The sequence below is a fragment of the Gottfriedia sp. NPDC058432 genome (genome assembly GCF_042721555.1).
Taxonomy (GTDB): Bacteria; Bacillota; Bacilli; order Bacillales; family Bacillaceae_G; genus Gottfriedia.
On sequence record NZ_JBHXLC010000010.1, the window covers coordinates 171,051 to 193,907 of the forward strand.

The window sequence follows — 22,857 nt, forward strand, 5'->3', positions numbered from 1 at the left end:
AATGTACAAATATTTATTAACTAAACCAACCAATCATTCGATTAACGTCTTTTTCATCTAAATGTCTTACCTGATAAGTACGACCAAATTGGCTTGAAAGAATCGTAATGAAGATCGATTTTAGTTTTACCCTTTTTTGAAGGAAACTTTGTTCACCGATCAATACTTGTATTCGCTCTTTTGGTAAAATCGCAGTTGTTCTTGAGAAATAACCAGACTGAATGATCACAGTTCGATCTAATAATGTATAGCCTGCATTTCTAAATCCTAATTCCCCAATAAATATACCGATTAAAACAATGCCATAAGCCCAGAAATGAACAAATGGAAGTAATACAATTCCACTTGCTATTAGAAGAAAAGTAATAATCATTCTTGAATAATATGTTTTTCGAGCTCTTTTTGGTGCTCGGTTTGATATTTCATCATAGTTAATAGAAGGAATAAAATTTTTTAGGAATAAGTGCACATCCTTAGTTTTAATAAATGGATGTAGTACATGTCTACCTTGTTCCTGCTTATCTCCCATGCCAACAGCTTCGACGTAAACTGTAGAATAGCCAAATAATTGACGAAGGATCCCTTCTTTTACAACTACTCCTTGAATTCGTTTTAAAGACACCGTAAATTCATTTTTTTCGAATAACCCTCTTGTAATAATAATTCGATCATCTCTTCTTTGGACAGTAAAGTTTGCAAATTTTAATATGTATCGAATGGTTGAAAAAATTAGGGAAAGTAATAAACTAGCTAAAAATACAATAAAAAACATCATGTAAGTGAATGTTTGTATTTGATTATATATTGCCACATAAATACTATGCGGGAGTAAATCCTCAATTTGAGAAAATAATGATGCTAAAACGGCAAAAGCTAGTCCAACTTCAAAGGAAGTGATTCCAGCTAAGAAAAGTTTTCTCGTTTCAATTGTTAAACTTATATCGACTAATGGCACTGCTTGTACACTATTTTCCTCAGCTACACCCAAACCTACTTTTTTCTTTCTAGAGTTTAATACTTCATTTTTTAATGAAAGTGCCACTTCCTTAGGTATTGCATTTAATATACCTTCAGCTTTTTTTCCACCAGCTGTTTCAATTCGTACGCTCACTACATTAAAAAGCTGTTGAATAAATCCAGCATTAATTGAAATAGACTGAATACGTTCTTTTTGAATAAATGTATTTTCGATTACAAATAATCCCGAACGAATTCTAAATTCATCTTCAGTTATATAGTAAGTAAATCGATACCATTTTATAATTGCTGAAGCAACTGGAAAAACAATCAGAACAGCAGCAAACAAATATTGAAACATAGACCCTTTACCACCTGAAACTAAAAGTATAATTAGTGGTATTAGTACGTTTTTAATTTGTTCTAAAAATACGGTAAGTATATAAGCTGGATGTTGTCTTTTTGGCTCATACATCTTCATCACTTATCCTTGCTAAGTAGATAATTTTATCTCTAAGCTTCTCAGCGATATGGTGTTCTAAGCCTTCAATTTCATGTGTGGTGGCTGCCGTGGAAATATTCACTGTAGATAAACCGTATCGACGCAGTATTGGTCCTACTTCTGTCGTAACGTGTTGAACTCTGACCATAGGAATTACAATTCGTTTAATAACAAATATTCCTTTTTGGATTTCTAACTCATTTTCATAAATCTCATATGCGGTATATTTCAATTTAAGTGTTGGTAAAAATAAAGTTAAAAAAATAATTAACGCTATAACGACACCTATAATAATCATCAGAATAAAGAAGGGAAGTGAAAAATATCTCATAAGAAAATAATAGATAATTGGTAATGCAACTAAAGAGATACTACTTAATAGTGATGTTATTCTCCATACTGACCTCATTTTAGGTGATGGTCTTTGTGATGGATTTGGTCTCATTTAATCACCTTTTCTATCTCATTAATCTATCACTTACTATATCATACCATGAGACAATCTATTCACAAACCTCCTATTTATCGACAAAGTTAAAAAAAGGTAATTTTCCCCATGGTAAAAGAAAAAATTAATCATTTAACTAAGCAATATAAAACAATTTCATTATGTATATCTTTAAGTTAATAAATCAATAAAAAAAAGGCTATCTCAAAAGTCTAACGTACAAAGACTTTTGAGAAACCTTCATTCACTCGTTATAAATAGTCTCAGATTCTCTAAAATTTACAATTACTTTAGCTTGTCCTTCTACAAGCTTAGCAAATTCATCCATTGTAGTGTCATATTTAATATAGATTCTAGGTAAAAGATAGACTTCATTCTTTGTACCTTTTTCTACAAAATATTTCGGATCTGTCGCTACTGCAAAAGTATAGTACTTTTTTGTTTCCTCAATAACTTTATCATTATGATAACCATAAGGATACGAGAGAGCGATCACAGCTTTTCCAGTAATTGATTGGATCTTATCTTTTGAATCTTTCAATTCATGCTTGTAATCATCTATCTTCCTTAAATCTGGATGGGTTGCAGTGTGCGATTGGATTGAAAACATCCCTGAATCAGACATCTTTTTTAACTCCGCACTTGAAAGACGATCCGGCCATCCAATATAGTCGGATATCGCAAATATAGTTGCTTTTGGTGTAAACGTATCCGATTTCAATTTTTGAAAGATTTTTAATACATTTAAGTTATTTTTATAACCGTCATCAATCGTAATAAAGATCGGTTTCTTTACTTTATTACGGTCTCCCCATTGTTCAAACGTTAAAAGCGTAAAGCCATGATCACGTAAATAAATTATTTGTTTTTCGAAATTCTCTGGTGAAACAAATAAATCCCTTACTCCATGACCCGTAAACTCATCAATATTATGATAAATTAAAATTGGAATTTTGTCTGCAGCATGTGTCTTTTCTGGCAACTGTATCCACAAAAATAGACATAGAAAAAATAAAGTTATTTTTCGCATAAAAATCCTCCCTTTATCTTTTTCTATTAGTGTTCCAAATTCAGTCCCTAGTATAATTAATTCTCTTACAAAATAAAAAAGACTCGTAAACAACCGAGTCCTCATCCATTTATTGTGATAATGTCAACATTTTGATTATAGCAGTACTTAAGATTTTAACGCCGTTTGACAGAGAATCTAGATTAAAGCTCATATTCGGGTGATGTAGGCCCGGCTCCAAATCTGTTCCTAAGCCAACCATTGTTGTTTGTATATGAGGGAAGTTTGTTTTGTAAAAGTGAAAGTCCTCTCCTCCAGGAGTAATAACCGCTGGTGCCAAACCTTCAACTCCCATCGCTTCCACGATTGCCGCTTTTATAACCTCTTCCATAAGGGGACTCTTTTCTGCAGCCACCATTTCTGCAATGGTTTCCATAGAAACTTCTGCATGATTGGCCGTTCCAGCTGCAAAAACCGCTTGTTCAATATCTTTAATTAGCTCTTTCATTATATCATTTCGTTCTGCTCGAACATCAATTCCGAACTCAGCATAGTCTGGGATGATATTTACATTATCTCCACCGGCCTTAACCATAGTCAGCTTTGCAGATGCAGAAACAGATGGGTCTACCTTTATCGCATTGACTGCTTGAATGATTGCTCCAAGTGAATCGACTACATTTATACCAAGATTGGGTCTAGCACCGTGAGCCTGTAGTCCTTTAATGTTCCCTTTTAATAAAGTAGTAGCCCCATGATAGATAGCAGGTGCCGCTTCTCCAAATTTCAATTCTTGAATAGGACGTACATGAAGACCGAGTAAGAGTTTCACGTCATTTAGAACACCTCTTTCAATTATTGCTTTGGCACCTTTCCCTGTTTCCTCTGCTGGTTGAAAGATTATTTTTATCAATCCTTTAGGTTCATAACCAATTTCCTTCAAACAAGTAATGGCATAAAGGACCATGGTCATATGAGCATCATGACCACAAGAATGATTCGCTTTCCATTCTCCATCCACTAGCTGCCACAAAGCATCCATATCTGATCTAATCCCGATTGTTGGTCCTTCATTTTTATTTCCCCAGTATCCAACGACACCCGTTATGTCCTCGAATGTTTCGTATGGAATATCCAATTTTTCTAATTGTTTACATAAGAACTTAGTTGTCTCAACCTCTTTCCAACTAATTTCAGCATGATTATGAAGGTAATGATAAGTAGTTTTTATGGATTCTTCATGCTTAGAAACCCATGTATTAATCTTATTCATAATTAGCCAATCTCCCTTTTGCAATTTATTCTGGTAAATGTGAGGTTACAAAATCTAGAATGGCTTCTAACCTTTCAATTCGTAGCGTCGGTTTTCCTGTTTGAAGGAGTGCGTGGCTTGAGTTCGGTATCCGAGTAAATTGAACCTCTCCTCCCCTACGCTTTATTTGTGAGTAAAACTGTTCAGCCTGTTCTATAGGACATCTTAAATCGCTCTCATTATGAAGAAGCAAAAGTGGCGTATTCACATTTTCCACATAAGCAAGTGGTGAGCGTTTCCAAAGTGATTCTACATCCGTTTTCCCAAAAAACTCTACTTCAAGAAATTCAGGGGCAATATCACTAGTACCATACATTGACACCCAGTTAGAAATACAGCCTTCTGATACGGCAGCAAAAAATTGATCCGTATTTGTAACTAGCCAATTGACCATAAATCCACCATAACTAATCCCATTGACTGCCACCTTGTTTTTATCAAGAAAATCAAAATGACGTAAGGCCTCGTTTAACCCATTTAAAAGGTCATTCATATCCTTCCCGCCATAATCACCACACACAGCATTCGTAAAATCTGTACCAAACCCAGATGTCCCTCGTGGATTAAGGTAGACAACAGCAAAACCCTTTGCAGAAAATAGTTGCATTTGGTGAAAATAAGTATAGCCAAACGAGGAATGGGGACCACCATGAATATCTAATAATACGGGGTATTTTTTCCCTTCTTCAAAATTAGCTGGCTTAAGAACAAATCCTTGAATCTGCCAATCATCCTTTGAAAGATACGAAAAGACTGCTGGTTTAACAACCTTTACCTCAGATAAAAAGGCATCATTACAGTGATCTAATCGTACTTCGTTTGTTGAAAGGGAAGGTGCTTCTGGAATAGAAAACTCTTCTGATGGTTCTCTTTTTTTATAATGATTTCCTGTATCTTTCTCAACATTAACCACAGCAATTTTTCCAGGGTGTTCAACAGACGAATAGGCTACAACAAATGTTTGATCCCCATTGTAAGAGAAATGAAAAATAGTTCTGTCCCCGCCAACTACAATCAGCCCTCTTCCATCTGAATCTTCCACAGCAAATCGGACAATTTCATTTCTACCTTCACGAGTTCCGAGGCAAAAAACGTACTTTCCATTTTGGGACCACTCAGGTTTTAAAGGACTCTTCAAAAAGCGCATATCAGTAAAAATCATATCATTTAGCGTATCATGATATTGTTTGCTTAAACATCTTGCATCTCCTCCATCAGCTGGAATAAGGAATAATTGAATTTGATTATGACGGTATGAAAAAAACGCAATCCATTTTCCATCAGGTGAATACGATGGCGAATGCGCATTTGCTTCAGGATACACTAACTTTTCTTCTCCACCATGAGTAGGTATAGAGTAGATTCTTCCCCCATAAAGACCACTCTCTCCATCATTAAAGGAAGTAAAAGAAATATATTTCCCATTCGGTGAGATAGCAGGATTTGATAGATGATTTTGCCTATTTGTTAATTGTTTGAACTCACCAGTTTTAACATTTATCGAAACAAGTTGGCGAATGAATTGCGTTTGTAATCCAATCCCATCATTTTTGTAATAAAGCTTATTGAAATGTTTTGAACTTTCTAGCCATAGCTTTTTTCGACCATTGATTTCATCACTGGCTTCCGCTTCACTTATATTTTCATCAAACACTTCTACTTCTCCGTTTTGCGCTACTGGCACTAAACCATAAATTAGATCACTATTTGGTGACCAAACAATTGAGCTAATGCCATGTTTAAATTTAGTTAGACAGGTCTCCTTCCCACTGTCTAACGATAAAACCCAAATTTGCGAACCATAACTACAATTAGATAGATATGCAATGGAGTTTTCTTTTGGCGACCATATAGGATAAGTATTACTTGTTCCGTTCGTCGTTAGTTGCTCATCCGTTTTTCCTTCTATATTAGATAAGAACAAATGGGATTCATAGTCATTTTCATTCTGACGTGCTTTCGTTTTTTCATAGATTACATGTTTCCCATCAGGTGAAATTACAGGATTACTTGGCCATTCAAATCGATAAATATCTTCAGGTATAGTTAGTCTTAAACTCATTTATATCTCCTCCAAAATGAAGATAGTGAATCCAAATATTTGGCTTCACTATCCATTAATCATCGTTTATTCTCTTCATTGTACAAATGACAAGCAACTCTTCTTCCGTCTACTTCTTTCATTTGAGGCTTAACTGTTTTACAGGAATCCATAGCATAAATGCATCGTTGATGAAAAGAACATCCACTTGGTGGGTTGTCTAGCGAAGGTAACTCCCCCGTAAGAATGACACGCTCTTTCTGTTCGTCTGGATCCGTCTTTGGAATAGCAGAGATTAATGCTTGCGTATATGGGTGCAGAGGTTTTTTAAATAATTGTTCCTTATCTGCAATTTCTACGATTTCCCCTAGGTACATCACACCAACTCGATGTGCGATATGTTCAACTACACTCAAATCATGTGAAATGAATATATATGAAAGACCTAGTTCTTCTTGTAAGTCTTGTAATAAATTAAGAATTTGAGACTGAACTGAAACATCAAGTGCAGAAACAGGTTCATCAAGTATGACTACCTTTGGTCTTATAATAATCGCCCTCGCAATCCCAATACGTTGGCGTTGTCCACCAGAAAGTTCATGTGGATATCTCGATAAATAGCTTTCAGATAGTTCTACTAAACTAAGAGTATCTTTAATTAAACCATCATGTTCTTTCCTTGGAACTCGATTAGCTATTAAAGGTTCAGATAGAATTTCTCTCACTGTCAGTTTCGGATTTAAGGAAGCCATTGGATCTTGAAATACCATCTGAATATCCTTACGAAATTTATTCATTTCTTTTTTACTAAGTTTAGTAATATCTGTTCCTTGAAAAAATACTTCTCCACTTGTGGGTTCAATAAGGCGTAATAAGCATCTACCAGTTGTTGATTTTCCACAACCGGATTCTCCAACGATCCCGAGGGTCTCCTCCTGATTTAGATTCAAACTAACCCCATTTACTGCACGTACATATTGAGGAGGTTTAAACCAAGATTTATTGGTCTTAAACTTTTTTTCTAACTGTTTCACTTGTAAGAGGGGGGCTGTCATACGAACGTCTCCTTTTGTTGTACCAACCAACATCTACAAGATGTTTGATTATCAACTTCGATAAGTGGTGGAAGGCTATTTCTGCATATTCCTAATACCTTTGGACATCTGTCAGCAAAACGACAACCTTTTGGATAGTTGTCAGGAGTTGGAACTTGACCCGGGATCGATTTTAGACGTTTTTCGCCTTTAGATTGATGAGGAGTGGATTGAATCAACCCGATTGTATAAGGATGCCTAGGATTACGCAAAAGTGTCCTTGTATCCGTTGTTTCCACAACTTGTCCAGCGTACATTACTACTACTCGATCACACATCTCTGCTACTACTCCAAGATCATGTGTAATAAGCAAAATCGACATATGTAAGTCATCTTTTAGGGATTTAAGTAAAGCTAATATTTGAGCTTGAATTGTTACATCAAGTGCAGTGGTTGGTTCATCAGCAATTAAAAGTGATGGATTACAAGATATAGCCATGGCAATCATGACACGCTGCTTCATTCCTCCCGATAAACGGTGTGGGTATTCGTGATAGATGGCTTCTGGACGTGGTATTCCAACTAATTGTAATAAATGTACAACCTTTTCCTTCAAATTTGATCCAGTTAATTTTTGATGCTTTTGAATCACTTCGCCTATTTGAATTCCAATCGTTAAAACAGGATTAAGAGATGTCATAGGATCTTGAAAAATCATAGATATTTCATTACCTCTTATTTTCCTCATATCTTTTTCAGTTTTATCTACTAAGTTACTATTATTAAATGTAACGCTACCACTAGCAATCTTAGCCTTTTTATCTAATAGCTGAAGGATAGAAAGTGAAGTCACACTCTTACCACAGCCCGATTCTCCAACTATCCCAAGTATCTCACCTTTTTTTACAGTAAGGTCAATGTTCTCTATGATCTTAAGCGAACCATGCTTACTTTTAAATTCCGTGGTAAGGCCTCTTACTTCTAGTACATTAGACATAATCGCCCTCTCCTTCTCGTTACCCTGATGCTTTTGGATCAAATACATCTCTCAAAACATCACCTAAAAAATTAACTGAAAACACAACTGCCGTAATCGCTAGACCAGGGAATGTAGCTAACCACCAAGCGTCATTAATATATTGCTTCCCCTCACTGAGCATGGTTCCCCATTCAGGAGTCGGCGGTTGGGCACCGAGACCAATGAAACTAAGTCCAGCTGTATCTAAAATGGCAACACCGATAAATAAAGTTGTATAAACAAGTAGAACCCCAAAAATATTGGGTAAAATTTGTCTTCTCAAAATCCAGCTATTTGAGCTACCGATCGAGCGACTTGCTTCGACGAAATCAGAAAATTTCACCGTCAATACAGCACCTCTAGTTAATCTAGCAAAGCCCGGTATTGAAGCGATTCCAACAGCAATCATGGCATTTGTAAGGCTTGGCCCTAATATCGCGACAATGGCAAGAGCTAAAACAATGCTCGGTAAAGCTAACAAGACATCCATGATACGCATTAAAATGTTATCAACAAGTCCGCCAATATATGCACTAATTAACCCTATAAACGTACCAGCAACTAAAGTGATCCCTAAAGCCAGTGTGGATACAGTTAAAGTAACGCGAACTCCATAAACTAACCGCGAAAATACGTCCCTTCCTAATGAATCCGTTCCAAAAATGTGCTCCTTATTTGGAGCTTGTAAAATGGCATCATAGAACGGCTTCTCAGGATTATAAGGTGCAATAAATGGGGCAAAGATGCCAATTAAAACAATTAATAGTAAGAAAATTAAGCAGTATTTAGCCCGCTTATAGCTAAGAATTTTATGGAAAGTTGTGAGTTTAATAAGTTTAGGTTTCCTACGTAGAGTGGGAGCCTCAATTGGTTTATATGCCTCACTCAATTTCGCCATTACCCTTCACCCTTTTCATTCAATTTAATACGTGGATCGATTAAACTGTAAACGATGTCTACTAATATATTAACGCTAACGTAAACAGCTCCCATAAATAAGACAGTACCCTGAATCATCGGAAAATCCCTTGACATTATTGCACCAATGGATAGTGTACCTAAACCTGGCCAATTAAAGACTTGCTCGATAATCACCGTACCACCAAGTAGCGCTGCTATTTGCAATCCAATAACAGTAATGATTGGAATAAGCACATTTCTAAAAGCATGGCGGAATAATATATGACGCTCCTCTAGACCTTTCGATCGTGCAGTACGAATAAAGTCATTTGATAAAACCTCCACCATTCCATTTCTAGTTAATCTACTAATCATAGTAGACATGACTACTCCTAAAGTAATAGCAGGTAGAATGAGTGATCTGAATCCAGTTCCATCAGCTATAGGAAACCAGCTTAATTTCACCGAAAATACTAAAATTAATAAGATTCCTAACCAAAAGCTCGGAATAGATACGCCTAAGGTTGCTAAGCCAGTACAAAATGTATCGATTATCGTATCCTTGTATTTCGCTGCTAAAACACCCAACGCGATTCCAATAATGACGGCAAATATCATCCCAGATGCTGCTAACTTTATTGTTTCAGGAAAACGATCTAAGATTTCAGTCAATACCGGTCTACCGGTTTTCAAGGATGTCCCAAAATCGCCGTGAAAAACATTATTAATGTATTGTAAATATTGAACCAAAAGGGGCTTATCCAGCCCCAAATGGTGTGTTAGTTTTGCTACTTGTTCCGGTGATGCATTTAAACCGAGCATTATTTTGACTGGATCTCCAGGTATCAAGTGTATTAGAAAAAATGAGAGGATCGAGATACCAAAGATAACAATGATGGCTGAAATGATCCGGTTTAGAATGTATTGAGTCATTACTTACTCACCCAACTATCATTTAAAAGTATATTCGTTGACTGAAGTTTGATATCATGTACTCTCTTATTGGCAATATAAAACACTTTAGGAGAATAGATTGGCACCCAGTAAGCATTTTCAACAATCAACTTTTGAGCGTCAGCATAAATTTGCTTTCTTTCCTCAGCATTGGTAGTTGTTCTGCCTTTTTCTAATAAAGCATCAAGCTCTGGATTTTTCACTCGAATGTGATTTAATCCACCAATTTGACTTGAATGGAATAGCATATAAAGAATGTCAGGATCAGAATAAGAATAACTTAAGAATGAAAGATCGAATTCTCCTTTAGATGCTTTTTGAATTAGGGTTGCTGTTTCCATTTGTTTAATATTAATAATAACGCCTATATCCTTTAACATCGCTTGAACGATTTGTGCAGCTTGACTTTGTGTACTATAGACTGAAAGATCAAACTCTAGTTTCTTTCCGTTTTTCTCCATAATACCTTGACTATTTTTACTCCAGCCTGAGCTTTCTAATAGTTTGATAGCTTCATCTTTATTGTATTTAATACCATATTCTTTTACATTCGGATCATATCCAAAAATAGAGGATGAAAGTGGTCCATATGCTGCTGTTCCTTCACCATTAAGAGCTGCTTTAATGATGGCATTTTTGTTAATAGCCATATTCAATGCTGTTCTCACATTTTTATCCTTTAACAATTCGTTATCAAGATTCATCTCTAAGAATAATCCTAGCCCTTGTTGATCAGCATCGAGGACTTGAAACTTATCATTCTTGCGATATCTTTCAGCATCTTTTGGAGCTGCATTTACTAGGACATCAATCGAACCACTATCAAGAGCAGCCAGCATCGTTTGTGGATCCGTAATAAATTTATACACTAATTTATCTGGGTAAGCCTTTCCTTTATTTGCAAAAAAGGATGGCGCCCAATTATAATCATTATTTCGATCTAATGTAACAGATTGTCCCGTTGTCCATTTCTCAAACTTCCAAGGACCAACTCCGACAGGGTTCCTTCCATAATTAGCTCCATCCTTATTGATAGCGGATACAGATAATGGCTGTAAAAACCCAGTTGTTAAGTTATTTAAAAAAGGTGCCGATGGTTGTTCCAAATCAACGACTAGTGTTTGATCGTCTGGAGTCAAAACTGATTTTACACCAGCTAAAAAGCTAACTAAAGGTGCACCAGTGGCAGGATTTAACATACGGTCAAATGTTTCTTTAAATGACTTTGATGTTAAAGGCGACCCATCATGAAATGTAACACCTTGACGAATTTTAAACGTAATCGTTTTACCATCATTTGATACTTGGTAGCTTTCTGCAAGACCTGGAGCAATTTCATTCGTTTTCGGGTCAAGAGTTAAAAGTGTATTTCCTAAACGATTTGAAATTTCATCGGCTGTACTCATTGCTGTTTTTTGAATATCAAGAGTATCTGGTTCTTGCGAAAGCCCCACTGTAATCGTTCCACCTGTTTGTGGTGCAACTGAAGTATTTGTCGTATTTTTCTTATTACTCGTTGATGCTTGGTCAGTAGAATTACATGCAGTCAATGCAAAAATAGTAAGAACGCTCACTGATAACAGTGCGAATCTTGGGAATATTTTACGTGCAGTTTTTGTACGCAATTGATTAGCCTCCTTATTCCGTTTTTACTAATTGTCTGAATCCAAATACACAACGAATAATTTTTCCTTCTTCGTCTCGTTTAAATTGAATAGAATATTCATCTTCTCTCATTTCAAATAAAAACCAGTCTTCCTCAATCGGTTTTACTAGCGAGTCTACCATCCCTTCCATTTGAGCACAAAGTTTTCCATCATCATTGATAGAAAATTCAACCTTTCCACCCTCACCTGAAACAAATTTCCCAACATATTCTTGTAATTGATCTACATCTAAATGTATTTCCGATATGTTTAAATGTGAAGATTTTAATGGTTTTTCCAAATAATCAGCAAAAGCGCTATTTAAAAGTTTCTTAGAAGGAACGCCTATTAAATTAGCATTCGAAAAACCAGTTAAACCTAACTCAGGGATAATATTCAATTGAGCTGATACCCCTTTAATAGAACCGCCATGTTCAACAAGTTTATATCCATAGAAATCTGGATGAATCATTACTCCGTATCCATAGAATTCAGTATATCCACATTGAATATATGGAGTAGTCATGGCTTCAACACTCTCAGGTGTCAAAATTTGAGCATCTCCTACTTTGCCTTCATTTCGGAAGATTTCTGCATATTTCAGCATATCGTTTACAGTTGATTTTAAGAATCCTGCTGCACGCATCGATGGTGCATCCCATGGGTTATTTGACTCAAACACAATCGTCTCATCATCTTTTTTTCTAGAAGCATATAAGTTTGAAATATCTTCGTGCCCTTCCAATTCATAAAGATGGAAGACACTATTCTTCATACCAGCAGGATCTAATATAAAATCCTTCATGTACTGCTCATAAGTTATACCGCTGACTCTCTCCACAACAGCACCGAGTAAAGCATAACAGTCATTAGAATAACTAAATTCAGTACCTGGAGCACCAAGCAGTGTATATTCACCTTTAGCGATTGTTTCCATTAATTCTTCGTATGTAGCAATGTATGGAATATCAGGAGATTTTTGTTCCTCATTGTCGTCATCAAATTTTGGATCTAATGCTAGTGTTTTACTCATAGCACCATAAAGACTTGGAATTGGTGGAAGTCCTGCTGAATGCGTCATAAAATGGTGGAGCGTCATCTGCTTTGTATATTCATCATTGCTTGTCTTAAACTCAGGTAAATATTTAATAATAGGATCCTGAACCGATAATTTCCCTGCCTCTTGTAATTGGAGAATTGCTACACAAGTAAATGATTTAGTTACAGAGCCAATTCCAAGTACTGTGTCAGAGGATAATGCTAATTCATTTTCTTTATCACGGTAACCGAAACCGCTTTCATAAAATAATTCACCATTTTTAGCTAGACCAAGAACATAGCCAGGAATTTGATACTTCTCTACTATTTCATTGCAATAAACCTCAAACTCTTTTACTTTTTTCATAACATTGTGTCCCATTACAGCACTCTCCCTTAATATTTTATTAAACCTAAAATTAGTTAACTTTAGGTGTGACTACTAGAATTTAAGTTAATCTCTTTACAGTGTTAGATTTTCGAATAAATGGGTAGAAACATTACTTGTACAAAAGTAAGATTTTTTGGGGTAGATTAGTTGATTAGTTGATTAGTTGATTAGTTGATTAGTAGAAGATTCAAGTTGTTTTTTTAACTTAATTAAAGTGATTAGTACTTCTTCAAAAAAAGTAAATACTTCATTTTTATGAATTATAAAGAATTTCCTTTTTACTTATTATATAGTCTCTTAGAATTTCTAGTCAATATATTTTCTGACTTTTCATAATTTTAAGTTTTTACTTTGTAATTCGATTCTATGAACACATTTTTTTCGACGCAATAGTATTCTAACGCCTCTCGATTTATGTCATAGCCGATTCCGAATCTCTGTGGAATTTGAATAACTCCTTGGTCTACTATTACCTCAGGATCGATAATATCTCGCTCCCAGTAACTTGCCGAAGCAGCAGTATCTCCTGGTAAAATAAACTGATCTAATGATGTTAAGGCGATATTATGAGCACGTCCAATGCCAGCTTCAAGCATACCTCCGCACCATACAGGAATTCCTTTCATTAAACAATAATCGTGTATCCTTTTAGCTTCAGTTAGTCCGCCAACACGCCCAATTTTAATATTAATAATTCGACAGCTACCTAATTCTATTGCTTTTTTAGCATCTTCTAGTGAGTGTATACTTTCATCCAAACAAATAGGCGTTACTAGCTGTTGTTGCAATTTGGCATGGTCAATAATATCATCATGACTTAAAGGTTGTTCAATCATCGTTAAATTAAATTCATCGAGTTTTTTTAATAACTCTATATCAGATAAAGTATAAGCAGAATTTGCATCAGCCATCATTGAAATATGTGGAAATTCCCTTCTTACTTCTTTTAACATGTCGTAATCGGACCCAGGTTTAATTTTTAACTTTATCCGTTTATATCCTTCATTGACACGAGAATCCACGATTTCAAGAAGTTCTTTTACTGTTGGCTGAAGACCGATACTTATTCCAACATCGATTTTATCTTTATTTCCCCCAAGTGCTTGATAGAGGGGTAATTTTCGTCGTTTAGCAAAAAGATCCCAAACTGCTCCTTCTAGTCCAGCCTTTGCCATATTATTTTTTCTAATAGGTTGGAAACGTTCAGACACTTCATCAGGGTGATAAATAGGAGCATCAAACAATAATGGAATGAGAAAATCTTCCATAATATGTTTATTGGTTTTAACGGTTTCCTCACTATACCAAGGACTAGAGAAGGCAACGGATTCTCCAAACCCAATGTTCCCATCCTCATCTTCTACTTCAATGACATAAAACTCTTTTTCTTGAAAGGTCCCAAAGCTTGTGGTGAAAGGATCATTTAACTTCATTTTTAATCGGTTCAACGTAATTTGCCGAATCGAGATTGGACTATAGGTCATTCTAAAACCTCCTATGAAAGTGAACTGGTTTGTAAAAACCTTTCACTTTATTAATAAATCCTTCTAAAATTACCTCCTAATATCGCTGTTATTTCGACTTCCTTATACCCTCGATTCATTAGCTCTTCGATAAAAAGAGGTAATTGGTCATGGCCATCAATCACATCGAAGGGTACTCTTGGCAAACTAGCTAAATCATCTTGTGATAGGTATTTCATAAAGTCATTACAAAGGTCTAACCCTATTCCTACATGTTCAATTCCTGCTACATCCACAAGATGATCTAAATGATTAACGAGCTGCACAATATTACTTTTAGAATCATCTTCAGAAACTAGCATACTAGCAGCATTAAGCCCAATTACACCATTTGTGGAAGCAATTGCCATCATTTGTTCATCCGTCAAATTTCTCATTGTTGAGCAAATCGAGCGTGCATTGGAATGGGAAGCAATAACTGGCGTTTCACAAATTTCAATGACATCCCAGAAGCCTTCATCATTTAAGTGCGATACATCAATAGATATACCTAGTCTTTCTGCCTCTTTAATCACCTTAACTCCAAAGCTTGAAATCCCCCCCTTTCTTCCTTCAGGGACCGGCTGAAAGAAACTCCCATCCCCTACCGCATTTCTCCTGCTCCAAACCAGTCCCAGATTACGAACCCCTAATTCATAAAAAACTCGTAATAAACTAAGATCTGTTCCGATCGGTTCTGCTCCTTCAAGAGAGAGTAAGAAACCAATCTTTCCTTGTTCCTTTGCAAGATCCATGTCAGCTCCGTTATAACAGATCATTAATTTATCAGGAGACTCTTTCACTTCTTCATAAAGCGCACTTACTTGACTTAATGCTTTGCGAAGTGCCATTTCTGGTAAAAATGCACTTTCTATAAATATGGAAGCGATAATAACATTAATTCCGCCTTTTACAAACCTAGGATAATAATCTGTTTCAATTACTTTTTTTCTTCCTTTTTCCCGTTGGATCTGAACATCCATTAAAATATCAAAGTGCCCATCAATTGTTAATGCACTATTTCGAAAATTAACCACAAAAAATCTCTCCTCCTTAAAAGAGTTTAGAAGCTTAAATAGATAATTTTTCACGTTTTTCAAAAATATAATAACTTACTCTTCCTTCTGGATTTCGGATTACATCACTAGCAGCAAAGCCATTTTCACACAATTTTTGGAACCATTTTCTAGTTTTGTACCGCCATTCCATTGCAAGCTCAGGTCTTTTATTTTTTATTTGTTGAAATTCTTCAGGTATTGGAACTGCATAAATACCTTCCGTTAAATCGATTTCATATTCTCTACTAATTGTCGGAAAACCAAAGTTATCAAGCTTTGTTTCTACTAATGGTTTGTACCCCTGTAAGTCGACCCTACTTGGGGCCTTACATACATGATCACTACGAATCCACCACTCTACTAAAAAACGATCAGTAGGCAGTCCTTTATTTAGTGAGTCAGTCATCTCGCCATAATGATTTTCGATGTAGGTAGCACCAATCCCCTTTAGCTTATTTAGGTTTAAGTAAGCATTAACACTCTCTAATGGATCAAATGTCCAAACAATCAATGAATAGCCCATTTCTAAGGCATACTTCCGCTGTGCCTCTTTCAATTTTTTACCTAATCCACTTTTTTGATAGGTAGGTAAAACTCCTAGCATATGGGAGCATAAATAGGATCTACCGTCCATATACCCTGGAAAGCTATATTGAAACCCTATTAATTGTTGATCGTGAAAAGCTCCTAAAATCAACCCACCATTATGAGATGCTGTATATGTTTGGTGAATAGGTATCGGTGACATATTCCACACTTCTTTTTCAATTCGTTGAATGGATTCTATTTCAGCAATATCCTCCAATCGTTTAATTTGAAACATTTTCATACCCACTTTCTTTATAAAATTAAGAGGAAGGTGAAGGTATTATCTAATAAAAAGATAGCCTTTATTCCCCAAAGAAATGGTCCAAATGAAAATTCTCATATGCCTTTGTACGCTTCATAAACTGATCAGAATTTTTGACAACTACTCCACCAAGTAAAGAATTCATAAGAGAAAAAACTGCCGGACTAACATCTAGTGTTGACTTGATCGGTAGCTGCACCGTAAATAATACATCAGTATATTCTCGAATCGGTGCAACCTCGGAATCGGTAAAACTAATCACAAACGCCCCCCGCAATTTCGCTTCCCTAGCCATATTAATTGTTTCTATTGCATACCGATGGAATGAAAATGCTACGAAAGTACTATTTTCATTCATTTCACCCATGCGTAAAACAATATCATCCGTATCTGGTCTAAACATCCTAACATTCCCTCGAATGAGTTCAAGTGCAAACGAAAACCAATGTGCCATTGCATGAGAAGAACGGGTACCAGAAACAAGGATCCTTTCAGCTTGACTTAATCGTTCTACTGCCACATTAAATTCCTCTTCGTTTAGTACTTCAGCAGTTTGCAATATTAACTCTGCGTCCTTTTGCATCATTTTCTTAGAAAAATCTCGATCCATGTCCATCTTGTTTTTCACGGAATGATATTCAACTAAACTGCTTTTACGATTCAACAGTCGGCTCTGGATATCCCTTTGCAATGGACTAAAGCCACTATAGCCTAGAGCATGACAAAATCGAATAACAGTCGTTTCGCTTACATTAATCTTTTGTCCAACTTGAACACCTGAGTCCATTGCGAAGTCTTCCGGATTTGCAAGGAAATATTTCGCGACCTTTTTTAAACCCTTCGAAAAGTTATCAAACTCATCTTGAACTTTTTGTTTTAATTCTTCCATTCCTAATCTCCCATTCACTTTTTGAAGGATTTCCTTTTTTTTCATTATATTAAAGTTTATTCTTTTATTCAAGATTAAATTCTAAATTTTCTAAAAATAATATATTGTTACCTTAGGAACTGTTCTAGGGGCAAATACTAGATTAAAATAAACCATTAGATTGTCATTCTAGTGTTGCTCCTTCAACAATTACCATCATCTTGTTAAGAAAAAAAATGCCCATTTCATTTGATTAGAGTTGAACGTTTATCACTTGCTGATTATATAACACTATTTTTAAACAAGAGAAAAGGACTAACCCTAAAGTTAGCCCTTAACATTATATAATTATTTTTAATCATTTTTCAGTCAAAATTTTTACCCATAGATTCATATCTTCAATTTTATAAATAATGTAATTAATATTGTCTTTGTATCCTAATTGATGGAATAAAGCAATCATTCATAATACTCTTGGCATGGCAAATGTATAAGTGCAATAAATCAATTTTTTTATCAATTTAGACTCAAAAAAAAGCTCATATTATTTCCGTGAAAATATTTTTGGACTTCAGCTTCTTTTGTATAGCTACATTGTCGATGTGATTAGTCTTCTGTTCTTGTTTTAACAATTAATTTAGTATAATGATTTTTATTCTTCTACCCCACACCAATCTAGTAAAGTGTGGGCAATTACCTCCGCACAACGAAATAATTCATCTAAATCAATGTATTCATTTGGATAATGAGCAACCTTCGTTTCCCCTGGTCCAAACACAATCGTAGGTATTTGTTTTATTTGTGTAAATAATCCGCCGTCCGTACCCCATGGGGAGGCTTCAATAATCGGCTCATTTTTATAAACATATTGATAGGATTTCTTTAGAGATTCCATAAATGGATGCCCAAGATCGATACTACCTGGTAACCATCTTGCTCCAAAAAATTCAACTTCAACCGGATTTTCAATAAACCAATCATCAATTAATGAGAGTGTTTTAAGCCACCTCGTTATTTCAAGTTTAGCTTCTTCGATTGTTTCATTTGGTGAAACACCTAGTCTTCCCTCAAGAGTAACTAAATCGGAGACCGAGGAGGGCCAAGTACCGCCATTTATTTTTCCGATATTAATCGGTATTGGAATTGGCACATTTTTGTATAGAGGATCATCTAGTAATCTTGTATTTCGAACTTTTTCTAATTGATTTATATGATTTATAACCATTATACTTTTTTCAATTGCACTAACACCTTCATACCTAGTTCCACCGTGGGCAACTTTACCTTTTACTTTTACTCGAAACCAAACACTGCCTTGTTGTTTCGGAAATATTTTCATTTTAGTTGGTTCTGGAATAAGGACAGCATCTGCAACGTATCCCCGTAATATTGTTGCTAGCGTACCTGCCCCTCCACTTTCCTCCTCAATAACACTTTCAAAATAGATATCGCCTTTAAGTGGAATATTACATTTTTTTATCGCCTCAATCGCAAATAGTGCAGCAACATTACCGCCCTTCATATCTGTTGTTCCCCTACCATATAAGCGATTCCCTACGATTTCACCGCTATACGGATGGCGCTCCCAACTACTTATTTCACCTTCAGGAACTACATCTATATGTCCATTTAATATAATTGATCTTCCATTTCCTGTCCCCTTTAAGATTGCAACTATATTCGGACTTTCTTCAAATGAAGTTCGTTCTGAAATAAAATAGGATGATTTAGCTAATTCCTCAATTGACGGCTCAAAGCGATCAATCACTAATCCAAGATTCTGTAAATAATTTGAGATAATTTTTTGTGCATCAGCTTCATTTCCTGAAACACTTTTTTCTTGAACAAGATTCTGAAGTAATTCAATTGCTTTGTTCTTATTTTTATGAATGTAGGCATTAATTTTAGTTTTCAAATACAATTTCGATCACTCCCAACGATGAACAATAACATTTGGGTTCACAAATAGTGGGGCACCAGTTTTCTCAATTACATCGCTGACTAAATATGGAGACATTACTTCATTTAACCAAAGCTCTCCACTTTCTTTTTTAACTTCAATTACGGCCATTTCAGTAATGATTAAATCAACGCAACATGGAGATGTAAGAGGAAGTGTACATTCAGAGACTATTTTAGGGTCACCATTTTTATTAGTATGGTTCATTAAAACAATTACTTTTTTTGATTTTTGAGCTAAGTCCATTGCTCCACCAATTCCTGGTACTCTTTTACCAGGAACAATCCAATTTGCTAAATCGCCATTTTTACTAACTTCGAGGGCTCCTAGTACGGTTAAATCTAATAAACCTTTTCGAATAATCGCAAAGGCTATGCTACTATCAAAATAACTGGAACCTGGAATTAATGTTACAGGTAATCCTGCAGCATTACATAAATTCTCGTCTTCTTCACCTTTTTGTGGAGTAGGGCCTAAACCTAACACGCCATTTTCTGCATGGAACATTACCCGACAATCCTCTGGTAAGTAATTTGGGATGAGTGAAGGAATTCCAATCCCAAGATTCACAATCATACCGCTCTTTACTTCTTTTGCTGCACGTTTTGCCATCATTTCCCTTGGATTTATTTTTCCCAAACCCACTTCCAATTCACCCCTTCCGATTGAACGATGTGGTTAACGAAAGCGCCAGGTACGATAATTTCTTCAGGTTCTAATGCTCCTAAAGGAACAATTTCTTCAACTTCAGCAATTGTGATTTTTCCGGCCATTGCTACGTAAGGATTCGTATTGCGAGCACTTTTATCAAAAACTAAATTCCCAAAAGGATCTGCTTTTTTCGCATATACAATTGAAACATCTGAAATGAGAGGAGTTTCAACTAAATACTCTTTTCCAAATACATTCACTCTCTGTTTATCAACATCTATTACACTATCAATCCCAATATCTACTAAAACGCCACCTAATCCAACTCCACCCGCTCGAATCCGTTCGATAAATGTACCTTGAGGACTAAACTCTATTTCTAACGTACCATCTGTCATTTGCTTTCCAGCATTCGGATTTGATCCAATATGCGTTGTAATCATTTTTTTTACTCTTTTAGCCGTCACTAATTGTCCGACCCCAACATCAGGAAAACCCGTGTCATTTCCAATTAGAGTAAGATCTTTCACACCTTTCTCTAAAATGCTCCTTATTAATGTTGGTGGATTACCGATTCCTCCAAACCCACCGAACATTAACACCATATCATCTTTAAAATAAAGCAAAGCTTCTTCAATACTAATGATTTTCCCGAAAGTATTGATTGCCATTATTCGATCTCCTTTGCTTCTTGATTTAGCTCATTAAATACTTCCTTTAATAAAGTTAGCAATTCATTTACTTGCGCATCAGTAATGACTAAAGGTGGAGAAAGCAAGAAACTATTTTCAGATCTTCCATATGGACCACTAACAGATGGATAGAGTAATAATCCATGATTTTTAGCAATCTCAATTACACGATTTGTTACACTTTTACAATCAAAGAAATCTTCATCTATTTCTATACCGATTAGTAGTCCTTCACCCCTGATATCGAATAGAAAAGGATACTCTTTCTGCCATTCTCTTAGTTTTAATTTAATCTTTTCACCTTGTATTTTAGAATTTTGTACTAATCCATTTTTTTCGACATAGTTTAAAACAGCTAAAGCTATACTTGCAGAGAGAGGATTCGCACTAAACGTATGGCCACTCATAACAAGTCGACTGCCTTCTAAAATAGGTTGCATTACACGATCACTTGCGATTGCTGCAGCAATTGGCGTATAACCAGCCGCCAATCCCTTACCGAGGACTAATAAATCAGGCACACAATTCCAATGATTCATTCCGAACATTTCTCCAGTTCTACCTATTCCCGTCATTACTTCGTCTGCAATAAGTAGTACATCGTGTTTATCACAAATTTCTTTAATTTTTTCATAATATCCTTTGGGAGGAGTTAACGCAGCACCTGCCGCACCAACAATAGGTTCAGCTATAAATGCCGCTACATTTTCAGAACCTAATTTCTGAATTGTACGATCAAGTGCAGTCGCACAAAGTAAACCACAATTTCCAGGCTCTAATTCAAATGGGCACCTTTTACAATACGGCGCTTCAACCATCGGATAATCCTCTAGTAAACTAGTAAAACGTTTCCTCCTTAAAGGATGACCTGACATAGATAAGGATCCCATCGTGATGCCATGATAGCTCATACTTCTTGATATGATCTTCGTTTTCGTATGAATTCCTCTTTCTTGAAAATGCTGTATTGCCATTTTCATAGCTGTTTCAGTTGCTTCAGTACCACTATTAACAAAAAAACTCCAGTTTAAATCTCCAGGTGCTAGCTGACTTATTTTTTCAGCTAATTGTTCTGCCGCCTCACTCGTAAACTGTGATCGATAAACAAACGCCACTTTAGAAGCTTGCTTTACCATTTCGTCAATTATTTCCTTTACACCATGACCAATACTTGCCGCAACTGCACCCGAAGAACCATCAATATATTTCTTTCCTTGCTTGTCCCATAGGTAGATAGTATCTCCTCGATCAATTGTTGGATAACTATCACCTACAAGCGGTTTTATTAAATAATCTCGTTTAGTCATACTACCCCACCATCTTTCACTTAAATCTCATTACTATATATATAGTTGAAAGCCCATGAAGTTAGACTAATGAAAAAACAATAGGGTTTACTTCGAATAAAAGACTGCGGTGTATTGAGGAAAGATTGGATAAAATATGAGGCGCAAAAACAGCTTAATATGACATTAATAATTGACTAGTAAAATATTGATTGCCTGAAAAAGACCACAAAAATGTGGTCTCAGAATGTTGAAATATAAAATGGTCAATAGAGTAAACGGACATTAATTGAACATTTATTAATGATGAAATCATCATTTTTTGGATGATCTATCTATTAATGGTTTTAGATTTTAATATGTTTGATCAATTTTGTGATTCCAATAACACTAGTAAGTTTTTTTAGAAGTTAAAATTATTCTGAGCTAATTTTTAGAAAACAAATTCAATTGATTAGTTTATTAATTAATGTTCGATAGTAATTGACCTACAATCTGATTTTTAAACAACTGTTAGGACACTCTAAGTAAAGGCTATTTGAATAGCTTTTATTGCAAACTTTTTTTGATGAATAAGTTGATTGGAACGAAAGGGGTGCTCGACTCCTATGGGATATGCGGGAAGGCTGAGACCCCGCAGGCTCGCCGAGGCCACTGAAAAAGTCCTTGTGGTTTAAAAAAGTGAAGGCTTTCTCGATTCATCGAGGAAGCCTTCACTTTTTTCTTGTATAATTATTGT

The 22,857-nt window shown here is 35.5% G+C and carries 19 protein-coding genes; all 19 read right to left on the reverse strand.

Features of this window, described 5'->3' with window-relative positions; translation table 11 throughout:
* Nucleotides 1–16: 16 nt before the first annotated feature.
* Nucleotides 17–1,438, reverse strand: a complete 1,422-nt coding sequence (locus tag ACFWM3_RS12675; protein ID WP_390311541.1) for a PH domain-containing protein — start codon at nucleotides 1,436–1,438, stop codon at nucleotides 17–19.
* Nucleotides 1,425–1,904 carry a PH domain-containing protein gene (locus ACFWM3_RS12680; protein ID WP_390311542.1) on the reverse strand — a complete coding sequence of 160 codons (480 nt, stop codon included), beginning with the start codon at nucleotides 1,902–1,904 and terminating at the stop codon, nucleotides 1,425–1,427. Before ACFWM3_RS12680 ends, ACFWM3_RS12675 begins: the two co-directional genes overlap by 14 nt.
* Nucleotides 1,905–2,151: 247 nt before the next feature.
* Nucleotides 2,152–2,937 carry a polysaccharide deacetylase family protein gene (locus ACFWM3_RS12685; protein ID WP_056475422.1) on the reverse strand — a complete coding sequence of 262 codons (786 nt, stop codon included), beginning with the start codon at nucleotides 2,935–2,937 and terminating at the stop codon, nucleotides 2,152–2,154.
* 109 nt (nucleotides 2,938–3,046) lie between these two features.
* Nucleotides 3,047–4,189 (reverse strand): M20 peptidase aminoacylase family protein, encoded by a 1,143-nt coding sequence (locus tag ACFWM3_RS12690; protein ID WP_390311543.1) that lies wholly within the window; start codon nucleotides 4,187–4,189, stop codon nucleotides 3,047–3,049.
* A 25-nt stretch (nucleotides 4,190–4,214) separates the two neighbouring features.
* Nucleotides 4,215–6,290 carry a S9 family peptidase gene (locus ACFWM3_RS12695; protein ID WP_390311544.1) on the reverse strand — a complete coding sequence of 692 codons (2,076 nt, stop codon included), beginning with the start codon at nucleotides 6,288–6,290 and terminating at the stop codon, nucleotides 4,215–4,217.
* Nucleotides 6,291–6,349: 59 nt separating this feature from the next.
* Entirely contained in the window at nucleotides 6,350–7,324 is a 975-nt protein-coding gene (locus ACFWM3_RS12700; protein ID WP_390311545.1) for an ABC transporter ATP-binding protein, read from the reverse strand.
* Complete coding sequence (locus tag ACFWM3_RS12705; protein WP_390311546.1) at nucleotides 7,321–8,301, reverse strand: ABC transporter ATP-binding protein; 981 nt, start codon at nucleotides 8,299–8,301, stop codon at nucleotides 7,321–7,323. Before ACFWM3_RS12705 ends, ACFWM3_RS12700 begins: the two co-directional genes overlap by 4 nt.
* Before the next feature lie 19 nt (nucleotides 8,302–8,320).
* Nucleotides 8,321–9,220, reverse strand: a complete 900-nt coding sequence (locus ACFWM3_RS12710; protein ID WP_056475407.1) for an ABC transporter permease — start codon at nucleotides 9,218–9,220, stop codon at nucleotides 8,321–8,323.
* Nucleotides 9,220–10,155, reverse strand: coding sequence for a nickel ABC transporter permease (gene nikB, locus ACFWM3_RS12715; RefSeq protein WP_390311547.1), 936 nt, complete (start codon nucleotides 10,153–10,155; stop codon nucleotides 9,220–9,222). The genes ACFWM3_RS12710 and nikB overlap by 1 nt, the downstream gene beginning before the upstream one ends.
* A complete protein-coding gene (locus tag ACFWM3_RS12720) occupies nucleotides 10,155–11,801 on the reverse strand; it encodes an ABC transporter substrate-binding protein (protein WP_390311548.1) in 1,647 nt (548 codons plus the stop codon). Before ACFWM3_RS12720 ends, nikB begins: the two co-directional genes overlap by 1 nt.
* A gap of 13 nt (nucleotides 11,802–11,814) precedes the next feature.
* Nucleotides 11,815–13,242, reverse strand: coding sequence for a serine hydrolase domain-containing protein (locus ACFWM3_RS12725; RefSeq protein WP_390311549.1), 1,428 nt, complete (start codon nucleotides 13,240–13,242; stop codon nucleotides 11,815–11,817).
* Between the two features lie 347 nt (nucleotides 13,243–13,589).
* Complete coding sequence (gene menC, locus ACFWM3_RS12730; RefSeq protein ID WP_390311550.1) at nucleotides 13,590–14,735, reverse strand: o-succinylbenzoate synthase; 1,146 nt, start codon at nucleotides 14,733–14,735, stop codon at nucleotides 13,590–13,592.
* A 50-nt stretch (nucleotides 14,736–14,785) separates the two neighbouring features.
* Nucleotides 14,786–15,790, reverse strand: coding sequence for a dipeptidase (locus ACFWM3_RS12735; protein WP_056475390.1), 1,005 nt, complete (start codon nucleotides 15,788–15,790; stop codon nucleotides 14,786–14,788).
* Between the two features lie 34 nt (nucleotides 15,791–15,824).
* Nucleotides 15,825–16,634 (reverse strand): GNAT family N-acetyltransferase, encoded by an 810-nt coding sequence (locus ACFWM3_RS12740; protein ID WP_286131763.1) that lies wholly within the window; start codon nucleotides 16,632–16,634, stop codon nucleotides 15,825–15,827.
* Between the two features lie 67 nt (nucleotides 16,635–16,701).
* Nucleotides 16,702–17,550 carry a MurR/RpiR family transcriptional regulator gene (locus ACFWM3_RS12745; RefSeq protein WP_390311552.1) on the reverse strand — a complete coding sequence of 283 codons (849 nt, stop codon included), beginning with the start codon at nucleotides 17,548–17,550 and terminating at the stop codon, nucleotides 16,702–16,704.
* Between the two features lie 631 nt (nucleotides 17,551–18,181).
* The gene (locus ACFWM3_RS12750; protein WP_390311554.1) at nucleotides 18,182–19,450 is read right to left on the reverse strand and encodes a peptidase; all 1,269 of its coding nucleotides are present in this window, start codon (nucleotides 19,448–19,450) and stop codon (nucleotides 18,182–18,184) included.
* A 6-nt stretch (nucleotides 19,451–19,456) separates the two neighbouring features.
* Complete coding sequence (locus ACFWM3_RS12755; RefSeq protein WP_390311561.1) at nucleotides 19,457–20,104, reverse strand: 3-oxoacid CoA-transferase subunit B; 648 nt, start codon at nucleotides 20,102–20,104, stop codon at nucleotides 19,457–19,459.
* 11 nt (nucleotides 20,105–20,115) lie between these two features.
* Nucleotides 20,116–20,811, reverse strand: a complete 696-nt coding sequence (locus ACFWM3_RS12760; RefSeq protein ID WP_056475375.1) for a CoA transferase subunit A — start codon at nucleotides 20,809–20,811, stop codon at nucleotides 20,116–20,118.
* Nucleotides 20,811–22,139, reverse strand: a complete 1,329-nt coding sequence (locus tag ACFWM3_RS12765; protein ID WP_390311556.1) for an aspartate aminotransferase family protein — start codon at nucleotides 22,137–22,139, stop codon at nucleotides 20,811–20,813. Before ACFWM3_RS12765 ends, ACFWM3_RS12760 begins: the two co-directional genes overlap by 1 nt.
* Nucleotides 22,140–22,857: the final 718 nt, after the last annotated feature.